This is a genomic window from Kitasatospora sp. NPDC030952 (assembly GCF_055571335.1).
This window is the reverse complement of record NZ_JBVIFM010000007.1, coordinates 249,430-271,736: the sequence shown is the minus strand read 5'-3', so window position 1 is coordinate 271,736 and position 22,307 is coordinate 249,430. Positions and strand designations below refer to the sequence as shown.

The window sequence follows — 22,307 nt, the reverse complement described above, 5'->3', positions numbered from 1 at the left end:
TCCTTGACAGCTTGCGGTCACTGATGCAGCGTCAGCAGTCCGTAACGGGTCCGAAACCAGAGCGGGCGCAGACCGGAGGCGCGGGTCGCCGATGTGAGCGCTCACATCTCAGGAAAGAGGTTCCATGCCGCGCTCCCGGTACCTGAAGTCCCGCCTGCTCGCCGTAGCCCTGGCCGTCGGCGCCGTGCTGGGCGCGAGCCTGACCGTCGCGCCCCAGGCCGGCGCCGCCTCGTTGACCCGGATCACGGACTTCGGCGACAACCCGACCGGCCTGCAGATGTACGTGTACGTGCCGAACGGCGTCAAGGCCGCCCCGCCCGTCCTGCTGGCGCTGCACGGCTGCCAGGGCTCGGGGCCCTACCTGTACTCCAGCACCGATTTCGCGGCGCTGGCCGACCGGTACGGGTTCGTCGTCATCTACCCCTCGACCAGCCCGGCCGGCAGTTGCTGGGACGTCTCGTCCGACCAGGCGCTGCGGCGGGGCGGCGGCAGCGACCCGGTCGGGCTGATGTCGATGGTCACCTACGCCGAACGCCGCTACGGCGCGAACCGCGACGCCGTGTACGTCACCGGCGAGTCGTCGGGCGGGATGATGACGAACGTCATGCTCGCCGACTACCCGGACGTGTTCAAGGCGGGTTCGGCGTTCATGGGCGTGCCCTACCACTGCTTCTACACGGGCACCGTGCGCGGCTGGAACGGCCCCTGCGCCGGGGGCCAGGTCTCCCTGACCGCGCAGCAGTGGGGCGACCTGGTGCGCCGTGCCGATCCCGGCTACACCGGGCCGCGCCCCCGGGTGCAGCTGTGGCACGGCACCGCCGACCCCATCCTGAACCACCGGGATCTCGGCGAGGAGACCAAGCAGTGGACGAACGTCCTCGGGGTGAGCCAGACCCCGTCGTCCGGTGACACCCCCGCGGCCGACTGGAACCGGGCCCGGTACGCCAACGGCTCCGGCAGGACGCAGGTCGAGACGTACAGCATCGCCGGCGCCGGGCACCAACTGCCGGTCAAGGGGACGCAGATGGCCGCCTACGCCATTCACTTCATGGGGCTGGACGGCAGCCCGCGCGGCTGAGCGGGCCTTCGGGGCCGGTCCCGCGACTGCGGCGGAGACCGGCCCCGTCACCGACGGTGGCGTCGGTTCAGCCGTTAGGCCCTGTCGGGCCCGGTGGCAGGCCGTGCACGGTGATGGTCGGGTGCAGCCGGCGGGTGTGGTCGAGCGGGCGGGCCGAGCCGGTGAGGCGCAGCGGCACGGTGAGGCGGGCGTCGGTGCTGGAGGCGGAGATCCGCAGCTCCAGGGCTCCGGGTTCGACGATCCGCCGGCCGTCGCGGCCGGTGAAGGAGGCCAGGTCGGCGGGGAGGGTCAGCTCCACCCGGCAGTCCGCTCCGGCCTCCAGCGGGATCCGGCGGTAGCCGATCAGCCGCTGCACCGGTTGGACGACGGAAGCCACCGGGTCGTGGAGGTACAGCTGCACGACCTCGGTGCCCGCCCGGGCGCCGGAGTTGCGGAGCCGGAAGGCGAGCCGGAACGCGCCGTCGGTGCCGGTCTCGGCCGTCCCCACCTCCAGGCCGGACCAGCTGAACTCGCTGTAGCCGAGCCCGTGTCCGAAGCCGAAGGCGGGCGTCGGGTCGGTGCTGGAGACCTCGCCGGCCTGGGCGAGCCGCGCGGCCAGGTAGCTGGAGGGCTGGATCCCGGGGTGGGCGGGGACGGAGACCGGCAGCCGCCCGGACGGGTTGACCCGCCCGCTGAGCACGCCCGCGAGCGCCGGTGTCCCGGCCTCGCCGGGGAAGAAGCACTGGACGATCGCGGCCGCCTCGGTGACGGCCCGCCCGAGCGCGTACGGCCGCCCGGCCAGCAGGGTCACCACCACGGGCGTCCCGGTGTCGAGCATCGCCTCCAGCAACTGGCGCTGTCTGCCGGGCAGTTCGAGCGAGGTGGCATCGCAGCCCTCCCCGCTGGTGCCGCGCCCGAACAGCCCGGCCCGGTCGCCGAGGGCCAGCACCACCACCTCGGCCCACCGGGCGGCCCGCACGGCCTCGGCGATACCGGCGGCGTCCTCGGCAGCGGTGCCCTCGCCGTCGACCGTCACGCCGCGCACCGTGCGCAGCTCGCTGCCGGCCAGCTCGGCACTGGTCAGCTCGGCCGCCAACGCCTCGCGCAGGGTGGGGAGTTCGATGCCGAGCGGGACCTCGGGGTGCTGTCCGCCGACGTGCACCGGGAAGGAGTAGCAGCCGAGCACCGCGGTGGGTTCGTCGGCGTTCGGTCCGATCAGCGCGATCCGGGCCGACTCGCGCAGCGGCAGCAGGCCGTCGTTGCGCAGCAGCACCACGGCCTGCTCGGCGAGGGCGGCGGCGAGCGCGCGGTTGGCGGGCCGGTCCAGGTCGACCAGGCCGCGCAGCGCCGCCGGCTCGCTCGGGTCGGCGTCGGCGAGGGCGGCCGGGACCGGGCTCCAGTCGGGGTCCAGCAGCCCGAGTTCGGCCTTCTGGACCAGCACGCGGCGCAGCGCCCGGTCGATCAGCCACTCCGGGACGGCACCCGTGACGACCGCGTCGAACAGTGGCTGTCCGAAGGCGTTCACGGTCGGCAGCTCGACGTCGACCCCGGCGGTCAGGGCCAGCGCGGCGGCGGCGGACCGGTCCTCGGCCACGCCGTGCAGGCTCTCCAGGAAGGCGATGCCGAAGTAGTCGGCGACGACCGTGCCGGTGAACCCCCAGGTGTCCCGCAGCAGTTCGGTGAGCAGGGCCTGGTCGGCGGCGGAGGGGAGGCCGTCCGTGTCGGTGTAGGCGGGCATGACCGAGCGGGGCCGGCCTTCCCGAACGGCCATCTCGAAGGGCGGCAGGATGACGTCGGCGCGCTCGCGCGGGCCCATCGAGACGGGGGCGAGGTTGCGTCCGGCGCGGGAGGCGGAGTACCCGGCGAAGTGCTTGAGGGTGGCCACGATCCCGGCCGACTCCAGGCCCTGGACGTAGGCGGTGGCGATGGTGCCGACCAGGTACGGGTCCTCGCCGATGGTCTCCTCGACCCGCCCCCAGCGGGCGTCGCGGACCACGTCGAGCACCGGCGCCAGCCCCTGGTGCACCCCGACGGACCGCAGGTCGCGGCCGATGGCCGCGGCCATCGCCTTGACCAGCTCCGGGTCGAAGGCGGCGCCCCAGGACAGCGGGACGGGGTACGCGGTGGCGCCCCAGGCGGCGAAGCCGGCCAGGCACTCCTCGTGGGCGAGGGCCGGGATGCCGAAGCGGTTGGCGGCGGCGATCCGCTGCTGGGTGCGCAGCAGGGAGAGCGCGCCGAGCGCCGGGTCGACCGGGGCGGTGCCGAACGGCCGGGTCAGCTGGCCGAGCCCGTACGGCAGCAGGGTGTCGAGGTCGGGTGGCGGCTCCATCTCGTGCTGGTGCGGGGCGACTTCGGCACCGTCGGCGTCGGCGCCGACCCAGACGCCGACCAGTTGGGCGGTCTTCTCCCGCACGGTCATCGCGGCGATCAGGGCGTCGGCCCTGGCCTCCGGGGTGAGCGTGGTGTCCCGCCACGCGGGAGCGGTCTCGGGCACGGGTGCGGGTGCGGGCTCGGGCACGCGCTCGGGCTCGGGCTCGGGTTCGAGGGTCCGGTGGCGGTTCATTTTCCTCCCATCCCCGTCAGGCCCTGGACCAGGGCGCGGCGGGCGAACAGGTAGACGACGAAGACGGGGAGCATGGACAGCACCACGGCGCTGAGCAGTCCGGGCACGTCCACGCCGTGCTCGGTCTGGAACTCGTACAGGCCGAGGGTGATGACCTTGGTGGAGTCGGACTGGGTGAGGATCAGCGGGAAGAGGAAGCCGTTCCAGGCCTGGAGGGCGGCGAAGACCGTGATCGAGGACAGTCCGCCCTTGGCCAGCGGGAGCACCAGCTGCCGGAACACCCGGGCCGGGGAGGCGCCGTCCATCGCCATCGCCTCGTACAGCTCGGGGCTGATGTCGCGCATCGCACCGGTCAGCACCAGGGTGCAGACCGGCAGGCAGAAGGCGGCGGTCGGGAGGATGACGCCGATCAGGTGGTCGTACAGGCCGGTCTTGCTGATGACGTAGAACATCGGCACGATCACCGCCTGGGCGGGGATCGCCAGCCCGAGTAGGAACAGCCGGAACACCCAGCCGGTCGCCCGGCCGCGGGCGCGCACGATGGCGTAGGCGAGCGGCGGGACGACCAGCAGCACGATGGCGACCACACCGGCGGTGACGGTCAGGGTGTTGAGGAAGTCCCGGCCGAAGCCGGTCGAGAGGTCGGTCAGGTAGTTCTGCAGGGTCCACTGCGCGGGCGGCGTCAGCGGGCCCTCGGTGGAGTAGTCGGCGCGGGTGCGGAAGGTGGCGATCAGCAGCACGTACAGCGGCAGTCCGACCAGCACCAGCCATACCAGGGAGCCGAAGCCGGCCAGGACGTTGGGGCGTCGGCGCATCACAGGCCCTCCGTCGTGCCGCGCATCCGGTCGTAGCCGGATATCCGGACCACCGCGAGCGAGATCAGGGTGGCGACCACCACGAGGACCAGCGCGATCGCCGACCCGGCGCCGAAGTCGAAGCCCTTGAAGGCCTTCTGGTACATGTAGTAGGCGGTGACGGTGGTGTCGGTGCCGGGGCCGCCCTGGGTGAGGATCAGCACCGTGTCGAAGGTGGTCAGGCCGCCGACCACCATCAGGATCACCGAGGTGATGACGGTGTTGCGCAGCTGCGGCAGGGTGATGTGGAAGAACTGCCGCACCCTGCCCGCCCCGTCGACGGCCGCGGCCTGGTAGAGCACCTGGGGGATGGCCCGGGCGCCGCCCTGGTAGATCAGCGCGTGCAGCGGGGTGAACTGCCAGACGCCGACGAAGGTCAGCACCCCGATCGCACCGGTCCTGGTGCCGAGCAGGTTGCCGTCGCCGAACAGCCGGGTGAGCTGGGCCGGTACGCCGAAGTTGGGGTCGAGGACGGCCCGCCACACCACCGAGACGGCGGTCGCCGAGAGCAGCAGCGGCACGAAGTAGATCGCCGAGAGCACGGCCCGGTTGCGCTGCTGCCCGGCTGCCCAGACGCCGAGCAGGATGCTGATCGGCGTCTGGGTCACCACACCGAGGGCGGTGAGCAGCAGGGTGGTCCAGACGGACTGGAGCATCACCGGGTCGCGGAGCAGGGCGCTCCAGTTGTCCAGGCCGTTGAAGCGCGGTGCGCCGATGCCGTCCCAGCTGGTGAAGGAGAGCACGACGACCAGCAGCAGCGGTGTGAGCGCGAACAACAGGAAGAACACCGCCGCGGGGAGGGCCCAGACGAACCCCGGGCGAGTCGCCTCCGCGCCGGGCCGCGCACGCCGGGTCATGAGGCCGGTCATCCGGCCGGTCATCCGGCCGGTCATGAGGCGGGCAAGGCCTGCATGGCCTTGATGAAGCCGTCTGCGTCGATCCTGCCGTCGAGGAACTGCTGGACGGCGGTGTGCATCGGGGTCATGGCGCTCGGCGGGTAGGCCTGGTCCCAGGAGAGCTGGAACGAGGGGGCCGCCTTGACCAGCTGGTACTGGTCCTTGGAGTAGGCGGGGCTGGCGGAGAGGTCGAGGAGGTTCGCGGTGCCGGTGGTGGTCGGCAGGTTGCCGATGGCCAGCTGCGCCTTCACGAACTCGTCGGAGTACATCAGCTTGAGGAAGGCCGCGGCGGCCTCCGGGTGCTTGGTCTTCTTCAGCACGGAGTAGAAGTTGTTGGTGTTGCCGACGACGTCGGCCGGGTCGCCCTTGCCACCGCTCAGGGCCGGGAAGCCGGCGTAGCCGAGGCCGGACTTGGCGAAGTCCGGGTTGGCGTCCTGCTGGGTGGCGTAGTACCAGGAGCCCATCAGCTCGAAGGCGGCCTTGCCCTTGGCGACCAGGGCCGGGGAGCCGCCGTCGGTGAACTTGACGGAGTCGAAGTTGCTCCCGAAGGCCCCCGCGTCGACCAGTTGCTTGAGGGCGGCCAGTGCCTTGCGGCTGTCCTCGCTCGCCCAGGCCTCCTTGTCGCCGCCGATCGCCCGCTGGAACAGGCCGGGGCCGGCGATCCGGTCGTAGAGGTACTCGAACCACATCAGGGTGGGCCACTGGTCGCCGCCGCCGAGCGCGATCGGGGTGATGCCCTTGTCCTTCAGGGTTTTGACGGCGGCGAGGAGGTCGTCCCAGGTCTTCGGCGGGGTGAGCCCGGCGTCCGCCAGCACCTTCTTGTTGTGGAACAGCAGCACCGGCTGGGTGCCGCGCATCGGCACGCCGTACGGCTTGCCGTCGATCACCGCCGAGTTGAAGACCGAGGGCAGGAAGTTGTCCTTCAGGCCCGGGTCCTTGGCGATGAAGTCGTCCAGTGGCAGCAGCAGGCCCGCCTTGACGAACGGCTGGATGGAGCCGCCGCCCCAGTTGAAGAAGACGTCGGGGGCCCGTGGGGTGTTGATCACGGTCTGCAGCTTCTGCTGGTAGTCCGCGCCGGGGACGGTGTCGAGCACCGCCTTGACCTTGGAGGTCCGGTTGAAGGTGTCGATGATCTGCTTCTCGACCTTGTTGCCGGAGTCTCCGTAGACCAGTACGTGGATCGTCCCGTCTCCGCCGTCGGAGGAGGCGCCGGAGCCGCAGGCGGCGGACGTGCCCAGGACGAGTGCGGTGACCGCGGTGATCGCGGCGATTCTCGATCGCATACCCTGCCCTCTGTTCGAATGTTTCGATCAAGTTGCCGAATGTTGTGGGAAACCTAGAACCGACCTGACCGCCCGTCAAGGGTGCGGACGGGATCGGCCCCGGTCCGTCGGGCGGGCTAGCATCCGTGCGGTACGGACCGCCCGCGGCCGTGCCCGACACCCACCCACGACGGAGTTCGCCCAGCAGGGGCAGTGCAGGAGGAACCCGTGAACAGAGCGGCCACGCTCGCCGAGATCGCGCAGGAGGCCGGAGTCTCCGCGCCGACTGTTTCGAAAGTCCTGAACGGGCGCGCCGACGTCGCCCCCGCCACCCGGGAGCGGGTGGAGGAACTGCTCCAACGGCACGGCTACCGGCGGCGCCGCGGCAACCGGCAGACCAGCCCGCTGCTGGAGCTGGTCTTCCACGAGCTGGAGAGCGCCTGGGCGGTGGAGGTGATCCGCGGCGTCGAGAACGTGGTCCGCGCGGAGGGCCTGAGCATCGTGCTCTCCGAGTCCGCCGAACGGCACGGTCCCACCCAGTCCTGGGTGGACGGGGTGCTCGCCCGCCGGCCCACCGGCGTGGTGCTGGTGCTGTCCGACCTGGACCGCGCGCTGCGCGAGCAACTGGCCCGCCGGGACATCCCCTTCGTGGTGATGGACCCGGCCGGCGACCCCGGCCAGGAGGTGCCCGCCGTCGGCACCACCAACTGGGACGGCGGCCTCGCCGCCACCCGGCACCTGCTCGACCTCGGCCACCGCCGGATCGGCCTGATCGGCGGCCCGGCCCGGATGATGTGCAGCCGGGCCCGGGCCGACGGCTACCGGGCCGCGCTCGACATGGCGGGCATCCCGTACGACCCGGCCCTGGTCCGGGAGGGCGACTTCCACCACGAGTCCGGACGCCGGCTCGGCCTGGAACTCATCCGCCTGCCGGACCGGCCCACCGCCGTGTTCGCCGGGAACGACCTCCAGGCGCTCGGACTGTACGAGGCCGCCCGCGAGGTGGGGCTGCGCATCCCGGAGGACCTCAGCGTGGTCGGCTTCGACGACCTGCCGCTGGCCCGCTGGGTGGGCCCGCCGCTGACCACCGTGCGCCAGCCGCTGACCGAGATGGCCGAGACGGCCGCCCACCTGGTGATCGACCTGGCCCGTGGCACGCGGCCCGGCACCCTGCGGGTGGACCTGGCCACCAGCCTGGTCGAACGCAGCAGCACCGCCCCGCCGCGCACGGCCGACCCCGGTCCGACCGAAGGGAACTGACGGGACGTCAGGTCACCACAACGCGGTGTGGCCGGATGGTGCCGGGGCCCCGGCACCATCCGGCCACACCGTCGCGTGCTGTCAGCCGAGGGTCCACTTCTGGTTGCCGCCGCCGCTGCAGGTCCAGAGTTGGGCCAGGGCGCCGTCGGCGGTGGAGGCGCCGGAGACGTCCAGGCACAGACCGGACTGGACGCCGGTGACGGTGCCGTCGGCATTGAGGTGCCACTGCTGGTTGGCCTGGCCGTTGCACGGCCAGACGTCCACCTTGGTGCCCGGGACGGTGCCCTGGCCGGAGGCGTCCAGGCACAGCCGGCTGCTGTCGCCGTAGACGGTCAGCTGGTCGCCCTCGGTGTGGGTCCAGACCTGGTTGGCGCCGCCCCAGCAGCTGTAGATCTGCACCTGGGTGCCCGCCGTGGTCGAGGCGTTCGGCACGTCCAGGCACTTGCCGGCCCCGACCGCGTGCAACGCGCCCGTCGTCCCGCCGCCGCCACCACCGCCGGAGCTCGAACCGCCGAAGGCGGAGAGCGCCGCGTAGTAGGCGGGCTTGGGCTGGTCGTTGCCGTCGTACATGGTGGCGGCGCCGGTTCCGGGGAAGGTGCCGGGGATCCAGGAGTGCGCGTCGTCCACGCCCCACTGGCTCACGCCCACGCAGCGGGAGACGGCCCGGCAGTCCCGCACCACGGCGGCGTAGTCGGCGGCCTGTTGCTGGAGCGCGGAGCCGGAGGCGGGCAGTTGGATCCGGTCGTCCAGTTCGGTGACGGCCACGTCCAGCCCCAGGTCCGCGAACCGCTGGAGGTTGGCCTTCATGTCGGCGGGGACCTGGCCGAGGATGAAGTGGCTCTCGAACCCGATGCCGCCCAGCGGCACCCCCTGGGCGAGCAGCGACCGGGCCAGGCTGTAGAGCGCATCGCTCTTGGCGTTCCCGCCCTCGATGCCGTAGTCGTTGATGTAGAGCCTGGCACCCGGGTCGGCGGCGTGCGCGGTGCGCAGCGCGTCGGCGAAGTAGTCGGCCCCCATCGCCCGGTAGAAGACGTCCGGGACGAAGGAACCGTCGCCGTTGAAGGGCTCGTTGATCACGTCCCAGGCGTAGACCTGGCCCTTGTAGTGGGTGGTCTCGGCGGTGATGTGCGACTCCATCGCGGAGCGCACCTGGTTCAGCGGCAGGTTCGCCGCCCAGGAGGGGAGCTGGTTCTGCCACACCAGGTTGTGACCGCGCACCCGCATGCCGTGCGACCGGGCGAACTGGACGAGTTGGTCGCCCGGCCCGAAGTTGAACGAGCCGCGGGAGGGCTCGATCGTGTCCCACTTCATCTCGTTGGCCGGGGTCAGCATGTCGAACTGCGCCCCGGCGACGGCGGTTTCACCGCCGACGCCGAGGTCGCCGCGCTCCAGCGCGGTGCCGAAGTAGCGGCCGTCCGCTTCCGCCGCCGCCCGCAGCGTGCTGCCGGCCGCCGCGGCCGGGGCCGTCGCGGCCAGCGCGCCGGTCGCGGTCACCAGGGCCAGGACCATCGTGGCGGCCCAGGCGTGGTGAAGTCTGGTCAGGGTCTTTCCGAGAGGCGTCAAGGTCTTTCCGAGAGGCATGGTCGCCCTCCAGGGTCGCTCCAGGGGGAGGTGCACACCCGCGCGGGGTCGGCGGGATCGTGGCGCACGAGCGATGACGGCGGTGGCGCCGTCGGGTTCGGGGGAACGGGAGCACGGCGGCGGCCGTCCGGTGGACGGTGCCCGAGGGGTGGGGTCGTGCTCCCTGCGGCTAGGAAACTCGGGGTGTACGGGACCCGTCAATACGCGGTTAAATGTTTCGGCGAAGTTTCGGAAATCTCCCGAAACCGAATCGCATCCGCATCCGGCGGAGCCGAGCGGAACGCCGCTGGCCGAAATTCGTTGACGGCGCGCCGCAGGCCGGGCTAGCTTCATGGAACCGCTTCCACTTTCTTCACAGGCCCTTTTCACGGGCCTGAATGGGAGCGCTCCCACCTCTACGGCTCCGGACAGGAGATCGAAGTCCCCATGGATGAGCCACGTACTCAGCTGGGTGACACCGTCGGCACCCGTTTCGTCGGGCGCAGCCTCGACCTCGTCGGCAAGCTCTACCAGCGTTCCGTCCATCCCGCCGCCCTCGACGTCGCGCGAGGGCACCGGCTGGCCTCCCCACTCGTGGTCGACCTCGACCCGACCACCGTCTGCGACCTGGCCTGCCCGGAATGCATCTCCTCCCAGGTGCTGCACCACGGGCAGATCGGCCAGGACCGCATCCTCCGCCTCGCCCACGAACTCGCGGACTCCAAGGTCCTCGCCGTGATCCTGATCGGCGGGGGCGAGCCGCTGATGCACCGCTCCGTGGGCCGGATCATCGAGGTGCTCCACGAGGCGGGAATCAAGCTCGGCCTGGTGACCAACGGCACCCAGATCCACCGCTACCTCGACCAGCTCGCCGGCATGCTCTCCTGGGTGCGGGTGTCGATCGACGCCGGCACCGCCGACACCTACGCCTCGTTCCGCCCCAGCCGGGGCAAGCGCAGCGCGTTCCCGCAGGTCATCGAGAACATGCGGACGCTGGCCGGCCGGAAGACCGGCCGGCTCGGCTACTCGTTCCTGCTGATGCAGCGCTTCGACGCGGACGGCCGGGTCACCGACTCCAACTACGCCGAGGTGTACCAGGCCGGCGTCCTCGCCAAGGAGATCGGCTGCGACTACTTCGAGGTCAAGGCCATGCTCGACGAGGACCACTACACGGTCAACCAGAGCCCCGAGGACATCACGGCCGTCGAGGAGCAGATCGCCCGGCTGCGGGAGCTGGAGGACGACGGCTTCCGCATCCTGTACTCCTCCAACTGGCAGGCCGTGCGCAGCGGATCCGACACCGTCCAGGAGAAGGACTACCACCGGTGCGCCGTCGCCGAACTGCGCACCACCGTCACCCCGACCGGCGTCTACATCTGCCCCTACCACCGGGGCAACCCCAAGGGCCGGATCGGCGACATCGGGCAGTCGACCTTCGCCGAGATGTGGGCGGCCGCCGACACCGGCGTCATCGACCCCAGCGAGGACTGCCGGTTCGTCTGTGCGCGCCACCCCTCGAACCAGGAGATCGCCACCCTGACCACCGGACCGGAGGCGCAGCTGTGCGACGACTTCGACCCCTTCATATGACGAAGCGTCAGCTCTGCTTCCGGAGTGCGCCCATGAGACCGGAGGCGCCATGCGAACAGTCGTGATCGGAGCCGGCCCGGCAGGGCTCACCTGCGTACGGCAGGCCCGCTCCGCCGGCCTCGACGTCGTCTGCCACGAGAAGCGCGAGGACCTCGGCGGCATCTGGAACCCGTCGGGCGGCGGCGCCTACGCGGGTGTGCGGATGCAGAGCTCGCGCATGAGCATGCCGTTCAGCGACCACCCGCCCGCCTTCACCACCGACTTCCCCACCCAGCACGAGGTCCAGGAGTACCTCCGCTCGTACGCCACCCGGTTCGGGCTCCTCGACGCCGTCTCCTTCGGCAGCGAGGTCGTCCGGGTCGCGAAGGCGGACGGCGCCTGGCAGGTCACCACCCGCACGGCGGACGGCCGGGAGCGCACCGAGCGGGCCGACGCCGTCCTGGTCGCCAACGGCGAACTCTGGCAGCCCCGGCTGCCCGACCCCCTGCCGGCCCCCGCGGCGCCCGTACGCGTCCTGACCGCACCCGAGTACCGCGGGCCGGAGGGCTTCGCCGGCCAACGGGTGCTGGTGGTCGGCGGCGGCGTGAGCGGCGCGGACATCGCCGCCGACCTCGGCGCCACCGCCGCGCGCGTCGACTGGTCGGTGCGCCGCCACCAGCTCTTCCTCCCGCGCCTGATCGGGAGCGCCTACAACGACGCGCTCTTCTCGTACGCGGGACGCGTCGCCGTCGAGGAGGTGCCGTACCCGGTCTACCTCGACTGGATGGCCGAGCACCTTCCCGCGTACATGACGATGTACCGGGCCACCGGCCTGCTACCGGAGGCGGGCTTCCACGGCGCGGTCCACGTCAACGACCGGATCGTCCCGGCGGTCTACGCCGGGGACGTCCACCCGGTGCCGGCCTTCGCGCGGTTCGCCGAGGACGGCACGGTGGAGTTCGCGGACGGCTCCCGCCGCTCGTACGACGCCGTGGTGCTGTGCCTGGGCTACCAGATGCCCGACTACGGCTTCATCGAGGGCCTGCGCCGCGAGGACCTGTACGAGCACCACTTCTGGCGCCACGACCCGACCCTGGCCGTGGTCAACACCCCGGTGGACACCGAGGCGTTCGGCACGGCGTGCCCGTACTTCGAGGCGGTGGCCGGCTGGGTGACCGCCGTCCTGACCGGCAAGGCGACGCTGCCCGACGCCCGCGCCCGCGCCGACTGGTGCGAGCGCCACATGGGCGCGCTGCAGGACCGCCGCTACCTCGACTGCTGGCTGGAGACCGTCCGCCTGGGCCTGCTCAGCGGGAACCTGCCGGACCCGGCCGTCGACTTCGCCGCGTACTGGACGGTGGTCTCCAGCCAAGTCGCCCCCGGCAACCTGCAGCCCGGACGGGCGACGGCGATCCCGGCCGTCCTCGACGGGCGACTGGGCCTCGCCGACGTGCGGCACCGCGTGCTGGCCGCCCTGCCGGCGCACACCCGCACCCGCCTGCTCGCCGAGGGGCAGGTCGACGCGGACGACCTGGCCGCCGCCGAGCGCGTCCCGGCCGGCCGTGAGCTGGCCCCCTGGCTGCCGTACCGGCAGCGGGAGAACGAGCCACGGGAGCACGAGTCGTGCGAGAACGAGTCGTGGGAGAACGAGCCGTGCGAGAACGAGCCGTGCGAGAACGAGCCGTGCGAGAACGAGCCGTGCGAGAACGAGCCTCGGGAGGCGACGCCATGACCGCGGAACCCGTCGAGGGCCCCGCGCCCGTCGCCCCGGCCCACGGCGGCGGCCGGTGGCGCCTGCTCACCGACCGGGCCGTCCAGAGCCTGATCGCCGCCAACGGCGTGGTCGGGCTGGCCGGCGCCTTCGTGGTCCCGACCGTCAGCCTCTTCCTGGCGGACGCCGTCCAGACCACCCCGCTGATGATCGGCCTGTTCTTCGCCGTCCGGGCGATCGGGGAGATCGGCACCGACCTGGCCATGGGCGTCGTCTCCGACCGGCTGCGCGACCGCCGTACGGTGCTGGTGCTGACCGCGCTGTGCAACGCGGCCGGGGCGCTGTGCTACTCCGTCCTGCGGGACTACTACCTGCTGCTGCCGGCCGGCCTGGTCTGCTTCGGCCTCGGCGGCGCCTGCTTCGGGCAACTCTTCGCCTACACCAGGGAGTTGGCCGAGGAGAGAAAGGTCGACGCGCCGTTCTTCAACGGCTTCCAGCGCTCGGTCACCTCACTCGCCTGGGTGGTCGGCCCGCCCGTCGCCTTCTGGCTGGTCGCCCAGTGGTCCTTCACGGTCCTGTACGCGGCCGCGGCCGGCCTGTCGCTGCTCGCCGCCGCGATCTGCCGCTGGGGCCTGCCCGCGATCCCGCGCCCGGCGCAGGACGAGCGCTCCGGCGACGCCGCTCCCGGACTGCGCGGGCTGCTCGCCGGACTCGGCCGGCGCACCGGGCTGCTGCTGGTGGCGATCGTGCTGCTGCTGAGCGCCAACATGATGTACCAGATCGACCTCTCCCTGCGGGTCACCACCGAACTCCACCTGAGCACCGCCTTCGCCGGTCTGCTGCTCGGGCTGAGCGCGGTGCTGGAGATCCCGCTGATGATCGGGGTCGGCGTCTGGGCCGACCGGATCGGCAAGGCCAGGCTGCTGCTGATGGCCACCGTCTGCGCCACGCTGTTCTTCGCGGCCCTGCCGCTGGTCCACAGCCGTACGCTCCTGCTGCTGCTCCAACTGCCCAACGCCTTCTGGACCTCGGTGGTGATGAGCATCCCCGTCGTGATGCTCCAGGACTCCCTGCCCGGGCGCCCCGGCACCGCCTCCTCGCTCTACGCCAGTGCGTTCAAGACCGGCATGTTCCTCGGCGGCCTGGTGGTCGGAACGGTCGCGACCTGGACGGGCTACGGGCAGGTCTTCTGGGTGTGTGCCGGCCTCACCGCCCTCGCCGGGCTGCTCGTCGTCCTGCCCGGGATCCCGGGCGCCTCCGAATCCACCAGCGCCCCGGAAGGAAGTGCCGCATGACCGCGCCGCCCGACTGCACGGTGATCGTGCCCACCTACAACCGCTCCCGGCTGCTGCGGCACACACTCGACTCACTGGCCCGCCAACGCCTCGCCCCGGGCGAGACGTTCGAGGTGATCGTCGTCGACGACGGCTCCACCGACGACACCGCCGAGGTCGTGGCCGGCTACCGCGACCGGCTCGACCTGCGCTACTCCTTCCAGGAGGACCAGGGCTACCGGGTGGCCGCGGCCCGCAACGTCGGCATCACCGGCGCACGCGGCGGGATCTGCGCCTTCGTGGACTCCGGCGTCGTCCTGCACTCCGGTGCGCTCGCCGCGCACCTCGCCGCCCACCGCGAGGCCGAGGGCCCGGTCGCCGTCCTGGGCTACGTCCACTGCTTCAACGAGGACGACGAGGACGGCGAGCAGATCCTCCGGGAGATCGACTTCGCCGACCCGGACGCCTCCCTCCACCGGTTCACCGAGTCGCGGCGCTGGCCGGACCTGCGGGAGAGCTACTACGACCGCTACGGCGAGGACCTCGGCGCGCTCACCGCGCCCTGGCTCATGTGGTGGACGTGCCATGTGAGCGCCGACACGGCCCAGCTGCGGCTGGTCGGCGGGTTCGACGAGGCGTACCGCTCCTGGGGAGCCGAGGACGTCGATCTCGGCTACCGGCTGCACCAGGCCGGCGCCCGGTTCGTCCTGCGGCGCGACGCCGCTTCGCTGCACGTGCCCCACCCCAAGAGCTACCGGGACAACATGGCCGCGGCCGCCGCGAACTACCGCTACTTCGCCGGGAAGTTCGACACTCCGGTGGCCCGGCTCGTCCCTGACCACCACTTCGAGGAGATCGAGGACATCCTGCGCTCCCGCGGGCTCGCCCCGGGGGCCGTGACCGACCGCTTCGGAACGGTCACCCGCACGGTCGACCAGACCACCGATCAGACCGCCGACGGGACCGCCGACCAGACCGTCGACCAGACCACCGACCGGACCACCGACCGGACCGTCTCCGAGGGGGAACAGCCGATGGCTCCGCCACTGCTCGGCACCTGGACCGAGTGGCACCTGCGCGCCCGGCGTTCCGAGCGCCCCGTGCTGGTCTTCGCGCCGCACCCCGACGACGAGGTGATCGCCTGCGGCGGCACCATCGCCCGGATGGTGTCCGAGGGCATCCGCGTGCACGTGGTCTTCGCCACCGACGGCGCCATGTCGCACTCCGCGGTGCTCGGCATCCACACCGATCCCGCCCCCGCCGAACTGCGGCTGATCCGCCGCGGGGAGGCGCTGGCGGCCGCGCGGGCCCTGGGACTGCCGGACGGCGCCGTGCGGTTCCTCGACTTCCCGGACACCCGGCTCGCCGACCACCTGGCGGCGTTCCGCGCCAGGGTCCTGGAGGTGCTCGCCGCCCATCCGGCGGTGGCCGGGGTCTACCTGCCGCACGACGTACGGGAACTCAACGCCGACCACCGGCTGACCGGCGAGACGGTGCTCGCCTGTCTGGCGGAACGGGGGCTCTCTCCGACCGTCTACCGCTACGTGGTCTGGGACGAGCGGACGGAGCGGGAGTTCGCCTTCGTCAACCGCAACCCGCCCGCCGGCCGCAGCGGTGCGGCCGAGCGGCTGATCACCGTCGACATCAGCGAGCAGCTGGCGCGCAAGCAGGCCGCGCTGCGCGCACACCGCACCCAGGTCGAGCTGTTCGCCCCGGGTCAGACCCGGCCGGTCGTACCGGTGCCGTTCCAGGAGCGCGTGCTGGCCGCCCGGGTCGAGGAGTTCTGGATCAGCGAGCCGGCGCCCGCCCGGCCGGAAACGGAGTGACACCGTGCCAGACACCGCACCGCAGGCGGCGCCGCCCACCGGGCGCATTCCCCTGCCCGCGCTCTCACCGCTGACGGCCTGGCCCCGGCTGACGTCCGCGATCGCCCCCGACCCGCTGATCGAGCTCCAGGTCGTCTCGATGGTCGCGCAGATGACGCTGGAGGAGAAGATCGGGCAGCTGGTCCAGCCCGAGCTCGCCGAGCTCACCGCCGAGGACATCCGCGAGTACCGGATCGGATCGGCCCTCAACGGAGCCGGGATCTGGCCGCACGGCCGCCGGCACGCCACCGTCCGGGACTGGGTCGACCTGGTCGACCACTTCTGGACCGAAGCCGAACGGACCTGGCAGGACCGGCCGTTCCGGATCCCGTTCATGTGGGCCACCGACGCCGTCCACGGGCACAACAACGTCCACGGCGCCACCGTCTTCCCGCACAACATCGGCCTCGGCGCGGCGGGCGACCCGGACCTGGTCCGCCGGATCGGCACCGCCACGGCCCGCGAGGTCGCCGCCACCGGGATGGACTGGATCTTCGCCCCCACCGTGACCAATCCGCGCGACCGCCGCTGGGGCCGCTACTACGAGGGCTACGGCGAGGATCCGGCGCTCGGCCACGCGTACGGCCGGGCCATGGTCGAGGGTCTCCAGGGTGATGTGGCCGCGCTGCGCACCGACCACCGGGTGCTGGCGACGCTCAAGCACTGGATCGCCGACGGCGGCACGGCGGACGGCCGCGACCGGGGCACGGCGCGCTGCTCGGAGCAGGTCCTGCGCGACATCCACGCCCAGGGGTTCGTGGGCGGCATCCGGGCCGGGGCGCAGAGCGTGATGGTCTCCTTCAGCAGCTGGGAGGACCCGGCCAACTACGACCACGCACCGGGCGGCGGTGAGCCCTACAACCACAAGGTGCACGGCAGCCGGTACCTGATCACCGACGTGCTCAAGGACGCCCTGGGCTTCGACGGCATCGTGATCAGCGACTGGGACGCGCACGCCGAGGTCGCGCGCTGCTCGGCCGGGGACGCCGGGTACGCGATCAACGCCGGCCTGGACGTCCTCATGGTGGCCGGCCGTGAGGCCTGGCAGAGCGTCCACCGCACGGCCGTGGCCCAGGTCCGGGCCGGCGTCATCCCGCAGGAGCGGATCGACGACGCCGTCTCCCGCGTCCTGCGGGTCAAACTACGCGCCGGCCTGTGGGACAAGCCCCGGCCCGCCGAACGGTCGCTGACCCGCCCGGGCGCCCCGGCGGTGATCGGCTCACCGGACCACCGTGCGCTGGCCCGCGAGGCGGCCCGGAAGTCCCTGGTGCTGCTCAAGCACACCCCGGGGCTGCTGCCCCTGCCCCGGACCGGCCGGGTGCTCGTCACCGGCAGTGCGGCCGACGACCTGAGCAAACAGTGCGGCGGCTGGACCCTCACCTGGCAGGGCGACGACCTGGACCGCACCGACCTGCCCGGCAGCGCCACCATGGCCGACGCCGTCCGCTCGGTCGTCGGCGCGGACGCCTGCACGGTGGATCCGACGCCCGACCTGACCGGGCCCCGGCCGTACGACGTCGCGATCGTCTGCATCGGCGAGGACGCCTACGCGGAGATGCGCGGCACCGTCCGGCCCTGGCGCTCACTCGGGTACGCCGACCTCAAGCAGAGCTACGCGCGGGACCTGGAGCTGCTGCGCCGCCTCCGCGCGGCCGGTACGCCCACCGTCACCGTCCTGTTCACCGGCCGGCCGCTCTACTGCACGGAGGAGATCAACCTCTCGGACGCCTTCGTGGTCGCCTGGCTGCCGGGCCCGTACGCCCAGGGGGTGACGGACGTGCTGTTCGCGGCGGAAGGCGGTGCGCCCGCCCACGACTTCCAGGGCCGGCTGCCCTCCTCCTGGCCGAGGACGCGCGACTCCGCCGCCGTCAACGCCGTCCCCGCGCACCTGCCGGACTACCGGGTGCCGGCCGAGGAGAGCGCGCCGGAGGGTGACCGCACCCCGCTGTTCCCGTTGGGCTACGGCCTGTCGGCGCACGACCCGGCGCCGCCCGGCGGGCCGCTCCCCCTGCACACTCCGGCGCCCGCTCCCCCGGCTCCGGGGGTGGACGGCCCGCTGCGCGTCCTCGACGCACGGGGAACCGCCTACCGCCTGCGGGTCGGCGGGCACAACACCTGGTCCCGGGAGTCCATCGGCCTCGACGAGCCGATGGAGTGCCTGATCGTCCGGGCGACGCCGTTCCCCACTCCGGACGGGACGGCGCTGCGGCTGCGGTTCAAGGGCAACCCGGCCTTCGTGTACGCCGAATCCCCGTCCGGGCTCCCCGCCGACCTGCGCGGGTACCTGGCGGCCGGGGCGCAGGTGCGGTTCGCCGTGCGCGTGCTCCAGCAGCCCTCCGCCCCGCTCTACCTGGCCTGCCACGACGACTTCCCGGCCCAGCCCGGCGTCGACCTGGCGGAGCGGCTGCGCTCGGTCGGTCCGACGGAGTGGACCACCGTCTCCGTCCCGGTCGCCGAGCTGGCGGCGGTCGGGACGGACCTGCTCCACGTCGACGTGCCGTTCATGCTCTACACGGACGGCACCGCGGAGCTGGAGATCGCCGACATCTCCTGGTGCCTGCCCTAGCGAACGTGCGACGGCCCCGGTCCCGCGGAAGCGGGGCCGGGGCCGTCGCCGTGGGGCGGGCCGCCCGGCTCGGCGGCGTGTAAGTTACAGCGGCCAATGGGAGCGCTCCCGCGCCTATTGACGGGGTTTCTCATGCCCTGGCTTGATGTATTGAGGATCGCCGCAGCCCCAAGTGGGCGCGTTCCCACCCGAGTTCTGCGATCCCGTCAGGATCTCCCACCCATCCGAAAGGACCCGGACGTGTCCCGAACCGTCCTGCGTCGCCTGCGCACGGCAGCGGCCGCCACGCTGCTCGGCGCCACCGGCCTGCTGCCGAACATCGGAGCCGCCACCCCCGCGCACGCCACGCCCGCGCCCGCCCCCGCGGCCGCCGTCCACGTCGCCAACCCGTTCGCCGGCGCGACCGGCTACCTCAACCCCGACTTCACGGCCGAGGTCAAGGCCCAGGCGTCCGCCGACGGCGGCGCCCTGGGCGCACTCGAAACCCAGGTCGCCGCCAACCCCACCGCCGTCTGGATGGACCACATCGGTGCGATCGCCGGGGACGGCGGCCGCCTCGGCCTCCAGGCCCACCTGGACCACGCGCTCGCCCAGCAGCAGCAGAGCGGCACGCCGGTCGTCTTCCAGGTCGTCGTCTACGACCTGCCGGGCCGGGACTGCGCCGCCATCGCCTCCAACGGCGAACTCCCTGCCACGGCGGCGGGATTGACCACGTACGAGACCCAGTACATCGACCCGATCACGGCCGTCCTCGCCAACCCGAAGTACGCCGGGCTGCGGATCGCGGCCATCATCGAGCCGGACTCCCTGCCCAACGCGGTGACCAACCAGTCCAAGCCGGCCTGCGCCACCGCCACGCCGTACTACGAGTCGGGCATCGCGTACGCGCTCGACAAGCTGCACGCGATCCCCAACGTGTACGACTACCTGGACATCGGCCACGCGGGGTGGCTCGGCTGGTCCAACAACATGGTCCCGGCGGGCAAGGAGTACGCCAAGGTCGCCCAGGCCACCACCGCCGGGTTCGCGAGCGTCGACGGCTTCGTCAGCGACACCGCCAACACCACGCCGGTGAGCGAGCCGTTCCTCACCGACCCGGACCTCACCGTCGGCGGCCAGCCGCTCAAGTCGGCCAACTTCTACCAGTACAACCCGGCGTTCGACGAGTACCACTACAACACCGCGATGTACTCGACGCTGGTGTCCAACGGGTTCCCGAGCAGCATCGGCATGCTGATCGACACCTCGCGCAACGGCTGGGGCGGGCCCGCCCGGCCCACCGCGCTCAACACCGGCCCCACCACGGTGGACGCGTACGTCACCGCCAACCGGATCGACCGCAAGCCGTTCCGCGGCGACTGGTGCAACATCAACGGTGCGGGCATCGGCGCCCGTCCGCAGACCCTGCCGTACGGCGCCGGCAGCCCGATCATCGCGTTCCTGTGGGTCAAGCCGCCGGGCGAGTCCGACGGCGACTACCCCTCCGCGACCCACCCCCACGGCGACCCGCACTGCGACCCGAACGGCACCCAGACCGACGGGAACGGCAACACCTACCCCACCGACTCCATGCCCGACGCCAACGTTCCGGCGGGCCAGTGGTACGCGGCCCAGTTCCGGCAGCTGGTGCAGAACGCCTACCCGGCGTTCGGCAGCACCGGCGGCAGCACCGGCCCCACCGCGCCGGGCACGCCGACCGTCACCGGCACCACCAGCGGCAGCGTGTCGCTCAGCTGGACGGCGGCCACCGACCCGGCCGGCGTCACCGGCTACGCGGTGTACCGGAACGGGACCAAGGTCGCGACCGTGACCGGCACGAGCTACACCGACACCGGGCTCTCCCCCGCCACCGCCTACCAGTACACCGTCACCGCGCAGGACGCGGCCGGGAACGTCTCCCCCGCCTCCGCCGCGGTGACCGCCACCACGGCGACGGCCCCGGGCGGCGGCAGCAGCGGCTGCTCCGCCACCTACACCGTCGGCAATGACTGGGGCAGCGGCTTCACGGCCGGTGTCACGGTCGCCAACACCGGCAGCACGGCGACCAAGTCCTGGACGGTCACCTGGAGTTGGGGCGGCAACCAGCAGCTCACCAACAGCTGGAACGCCACCGCGGCCCAGAGCGGCAGCACGGTGACGGTCGCCAGCCAGTCCTACAACGGCGCGCTGGCGCCGAACGCCACCACCAGCTTCGGCTTCCAGGCGACCTACTCGGGCGGCAACACCGCTCCGTCGCTGACCTGCACCGCGAGCTGACCTCACCCCGGCCGGGGCCGCACCGGCGGCCCCGGCCCCCAGCCCCCGAGGAGCTCGGCATGCCCCGCACCGGCCCCGCCCGCAGCATCTCCGCCCGCACCGCCCGCACCCGCGCCCGCACCGCCGCGCTCGCGGCCGCCACCGCCGCGTGCGCCGCCCTGGCGGTGCTCCCCCTCACCGCCTCGGCGGCGCCCAGCGCCGGCCCGTCCTGCGACGTGAGTTACGCCGTCAACGACTGGGGCGGCGGCTTCACCGCCAACCTCACCATCACCGACACCGGCACCACCCCCATCAACGGCTGGACCCTCGGCTACAGCTACCCCGGCAGCCAGACCCTCCAGAACGGCTGGAACGGCACCTGGACCCAGACCGGACACACCCTCACCGTCACCAACCCCGGCTACGCCCCCACCATCAACCCCGGGGCCACCTACACCACCAGCGCCAACTTCTCCTACACCGGCACCAACACCGCCCCCACCACCTTCACCCTCAACGGCACCCCCTGCGGTCCGCAGCCGAGCCCGTCGCCGAGCCCCACCCCCTCCGGCACCCCCACTCCCTCCACCACCCCCACGCCGCCGCCGAGCGGACCGGCCCCGGCCGTGCACGTCGCGGGCAGCACGCTGGCGAAGGCCGACGGCACCCCGATCACCCTGCACGGGGTCAACCGCTCCGGGGCCGAGTTCATGTGCGTCCAGGGCCACGGCATCTTCGACGGCCCGGCCGACCAGGCCTCCGTCACCGCGATGAAGGCCTGGCGCGTCAACGCCGTCCGCGTGCCGCTCAACGAGGACTGCTGGCTCGGCCACTCCAACGTCGACCCCGCCTACGCCGGTGCGGCCTACATCGACGCGGTGCGCGGCTACGTCGACCTGCTGCACCGCAACGGCCTGGTGGCGATCCTGGACCTGCACTGGACCGACGGGGCCTACACCGGCCCGTCCGCCGGCTGCGCGGACGCCTACGCCACCTGCCAGAAGCCCATGCCGGACGCCGCCGGCGCGCTCCCGTTCTGGACTTCGGTGGCACGGACCTTCAAGGGCGACGACGCGACCGTCTTCGACCTGTTCAACGAGCCGTACCCGTCCCGCGCCACCGGGAGCGAGGCCAGTGGCTGGGCCTGCTGGCGGGACGGCGGCAACTGTCCGGGAATCGGTTTCCCGGTCGCCGGCATGCAGGCGATGGTCGACGCGGTGCGCTCCACCGGCGCGGACAACGTACTGATGCTGGGCGGCCAGGAGTACGCCAACGACCTCACCCAGTGGGCCGCGTACCAACCGGCCGATCCCCTGCACAACCTGGCCGCGTCCTGGCACTCGTACAACTTCAACGCGTGCGCCACCGCCTCCTGCTGGGACGCGCAGCTCGGACCGCTGGCCGCCCGGGTGCCCGTGGTGACCGGGGAACTGGGCGAGAACGACTGCGCGCACGGCTACCTGGACACCCTGCTGCCCTGGCTGGACCAGCACGGCGTCTCCTACCTCGCCTGGGCCTGGAACACCTGGGACTGCGGCAGCGGACCGGCCCTGATCAGCTCCTACGACGGCACGCCGACGGCCTTCGGCGCCGGCTACCGCGCCCACCTGGCCGGCAGTTAGGGTCTGCCGGACC

General features: G+C 72.4%; 14 protein-coding genes. 9 read left to right on the top strand and 5 right to left on the bottom strand.

Annotation, left to right across the window (positions count from 1 at the left end; all coding sequences use genetic code 11):
- The first annotated feature begins 124 nt into the window (after nucleotides 1-124).
- Nucleotides 125-1,078 (top strand): extracellular catalytic domain type 1 short-chain-length polyhydroxyalkanoate depolymerase, encoded by a 954-nt coding sequence (locus ACZ47G_RS16260; RefSeq protein WP_465743067.1) that lies wholly within the window; start codon nucleotides 125-127, stop codon nucleotides 1,076-1,078.
- A 67-nt stretch (nucleotides 1,079-1,145) separates the two neighbouring features.
- Here the strand turns inward: ACZ47G_RS16260 and ACZ47G_RS16255 are convergent, their stop codons facing one another.
- From ACZ47G_RS16255 to ACZ47G_RS16240, 4 genes are read right to left on the bottom strand one after another with little or no spacing between them, the layout of a single operon-like run.
- The gene (locus ACZ47G_RS16255) at nucleotides 1,146-3,620 is read right to left on the bottom strand and encodes a beta-xylosidase/alpha-l-arabinosidase (RefSeq protein ID WP_465743065.1); all 2,475 of its coding nucleotides are present in this window, start codon (nucleotides 3,618-3,620) and stop codon (nucleotides 1,146-1,148) included.
- Entirely contained in the window at nucleotides 3,617-4,435 is an 819-nt protein-coding gene (locus tag ACZ47G_RS16250; protein ID WP_465743063.1) for a carbohydrate ABC transporter permease, read from the bottom strand. The genes ACZ47G_RS16255 and ACZ47G_RS16250 overlap by 4 nt, the downstream gene beginning before the upstream one ends.
- The gene (locus ACZ47G_RS16245; RefSeq protein WP_465743061.1) at nucleotides 4,435-5,331 is read right to left on the bottom strand and encodes a carbohydrate ABC transporter permease; all 897 of its coding nucleotides are present in this window, start codon (nucleotides 5,329-5,331) and stop codon (nucleotides 4,435-4,437) included. Before ACZ47G_RS16245 ends, ACZ47G_RS16250 begins: the two co-directional genes overlap by 1 nt.
- 32 nt (nucleotides 5,332-5,363) lie before the next feature.
- Nucleotides 5,364-6,653 (bottom strand): ABC transporter substrate-binding protein, encoded by a 1,290-nt coding sequence (locus ACZ47G_RS16240; RefSeq protein ID WP_465743059.1) that lies wholly within the window; start codon nucleotides 6,651-6,653, stop codon nucleotides 5,364-5,366.
- Nucleotides 6,654-6,845: 192 nt separating this feature from the next.
- Here ACZ47G_RS16240 and ACZ47G_RS16235 point away from each other — a divergent pair, with 192 nt between their 5' ends.
- On the top strand, nucleotides 6,846-7,892 hold the full coding sequence (locus ACZ47G_RS16235) for a LacI family DNA-binding transcriptional regulator (RefSeq protein ID WP_465743057.1): 1,047 nt from the start codon (nucleotides 6,846-6,848) through the stop codon (nucleotides 7,890-7,892).
- Between the two features lie 81 nt (nucleotides 7,893-7,973).
- Here the strand turns inward: ACZ47G_RS16235 and ACZ47G_RS16230 are convergent, their stop codons facing one another.
- The gene (locus ACZ47G_RS16230; RefSeq protein ID WP_465743055.1) at nucleotides 7,974-9,455 is read right to left on the bottom strand and encodes an endo-1,4-beta-xylanase; all 1,482 of its coding nucleotides are present in this window, start codon (nucleotides 9,453-9,455) and stop codon (nucleotides 7,974-7,976) included.
- Between the two features lie 444 nt (nucleotides 9,456-9,899).
- Between ACZ47G_RS16230 and ACZ47G_RS16225 the strand changes: the two genes are divergently transcribed.
- The 7 genes from ACZ47G_RS16225 to ACZ47G_RS16195 all read left to right on the top strand — a co-directional run bounded on the left by ACZ47G_RS16225 (nucleotide 9,900) and on the right by ACZ47G_RS16195 (nucleotide 22,294).
- A complete protein-coding gene (locus ACZ47G_RS16225; protein WP_465743053.1) occupies nucleotides 9,900-11,042 on the top strand; it encodes a radical SAM protein in 1,143 nt (380 codons plus the stop codon).
- Between the two features lie 49 nt (nucleotides 11,043-11,091).
- Nucleotides 11,092-12,753 carry an NAD(P)-binding domain-containing protein gene (locus ACZ47G_RS16220; RefSeq protein ID WP_465743051.1) on the top strand — a complete coding sequence of 554 codons (1,662 nt, stop codon included), beginning with the start codon at nucleotides 11,092-11,094 and terminating at the stop codon, nucleotides 12,751-12,753.
- Nucleotides 12,750-14,027 carry a sugar efflux transporter gene (locus ACZ47G_RS16215; protein WP_465743049.1) on the top strand — a complete coding sequence of 426 codons (1,278 nt, stop codon included), beginning with the start codon at nucleotides 12,750-12,752 and terminating at the stop codon, nucleotides 14,025-14,027. The genes ACZ47G_RS16220 and ACZ47G_RS16215 overlap by 4 nt, the downstream gene beginning before the upstream one ends.
- A complete protein-coding gene (locus ACZ47G_RS16210) occupies nucleotides 14,024-15,832 on the top strand; it encodes a PIG-L family deacetylase (protein ID WP_465743047.1) in 1,809 nt (602 codons plus the stop codon). Before ACZ47G_RS16215 ends, ACZ47G_RS16210 begins: the two co-directional genes overlap by 4 nt.
- 4 nt (nucleotides 15,833-15,836) lie before the next feature.
- Nucleotides 15,837-18,437, top strand: a complete 2,601-nt coding sequence (locus tag ACZ47G_RS16205) for a glycoside hydrolase family 3 protein (protein ID WP_465743045.1) — start codon at nucleotides 15,837-15,839, stop codon at nucleotides 18,435-18,437.
- Between the two features lie 240 nt (nucleotides 18,438-18,677).
- The gene (locus ACZ47G_RS16200; protein ID WP_465743043.1) at nucleotides 18,678-20,693 is read left to right on the top strand and encodes a glycoside hydrolase family 6 protein; all 2,016 of its coding nucleotides are present in this window, start codon (nucleotides 18,678-18,680) and stop codon (nucleotides 20,691-20,693) included.
- A gap of 59 nt (nucleotides 20,694-20,752) precedes the next feature.
- Complete coding sequence (locus ACZ47G_RS16195; RefSeq protein ID WP_465743041.1) at nucleotides 20,753-22,294, top strand: cellulase family glycosylhydrolase; 1,542 nt, start codon at nucleotides 20,753-20,755, stop codon at nucleotides 22,292-22,294.
- Nucleotides 22,295-22,307: the final 13 nt, after the last annotated feature.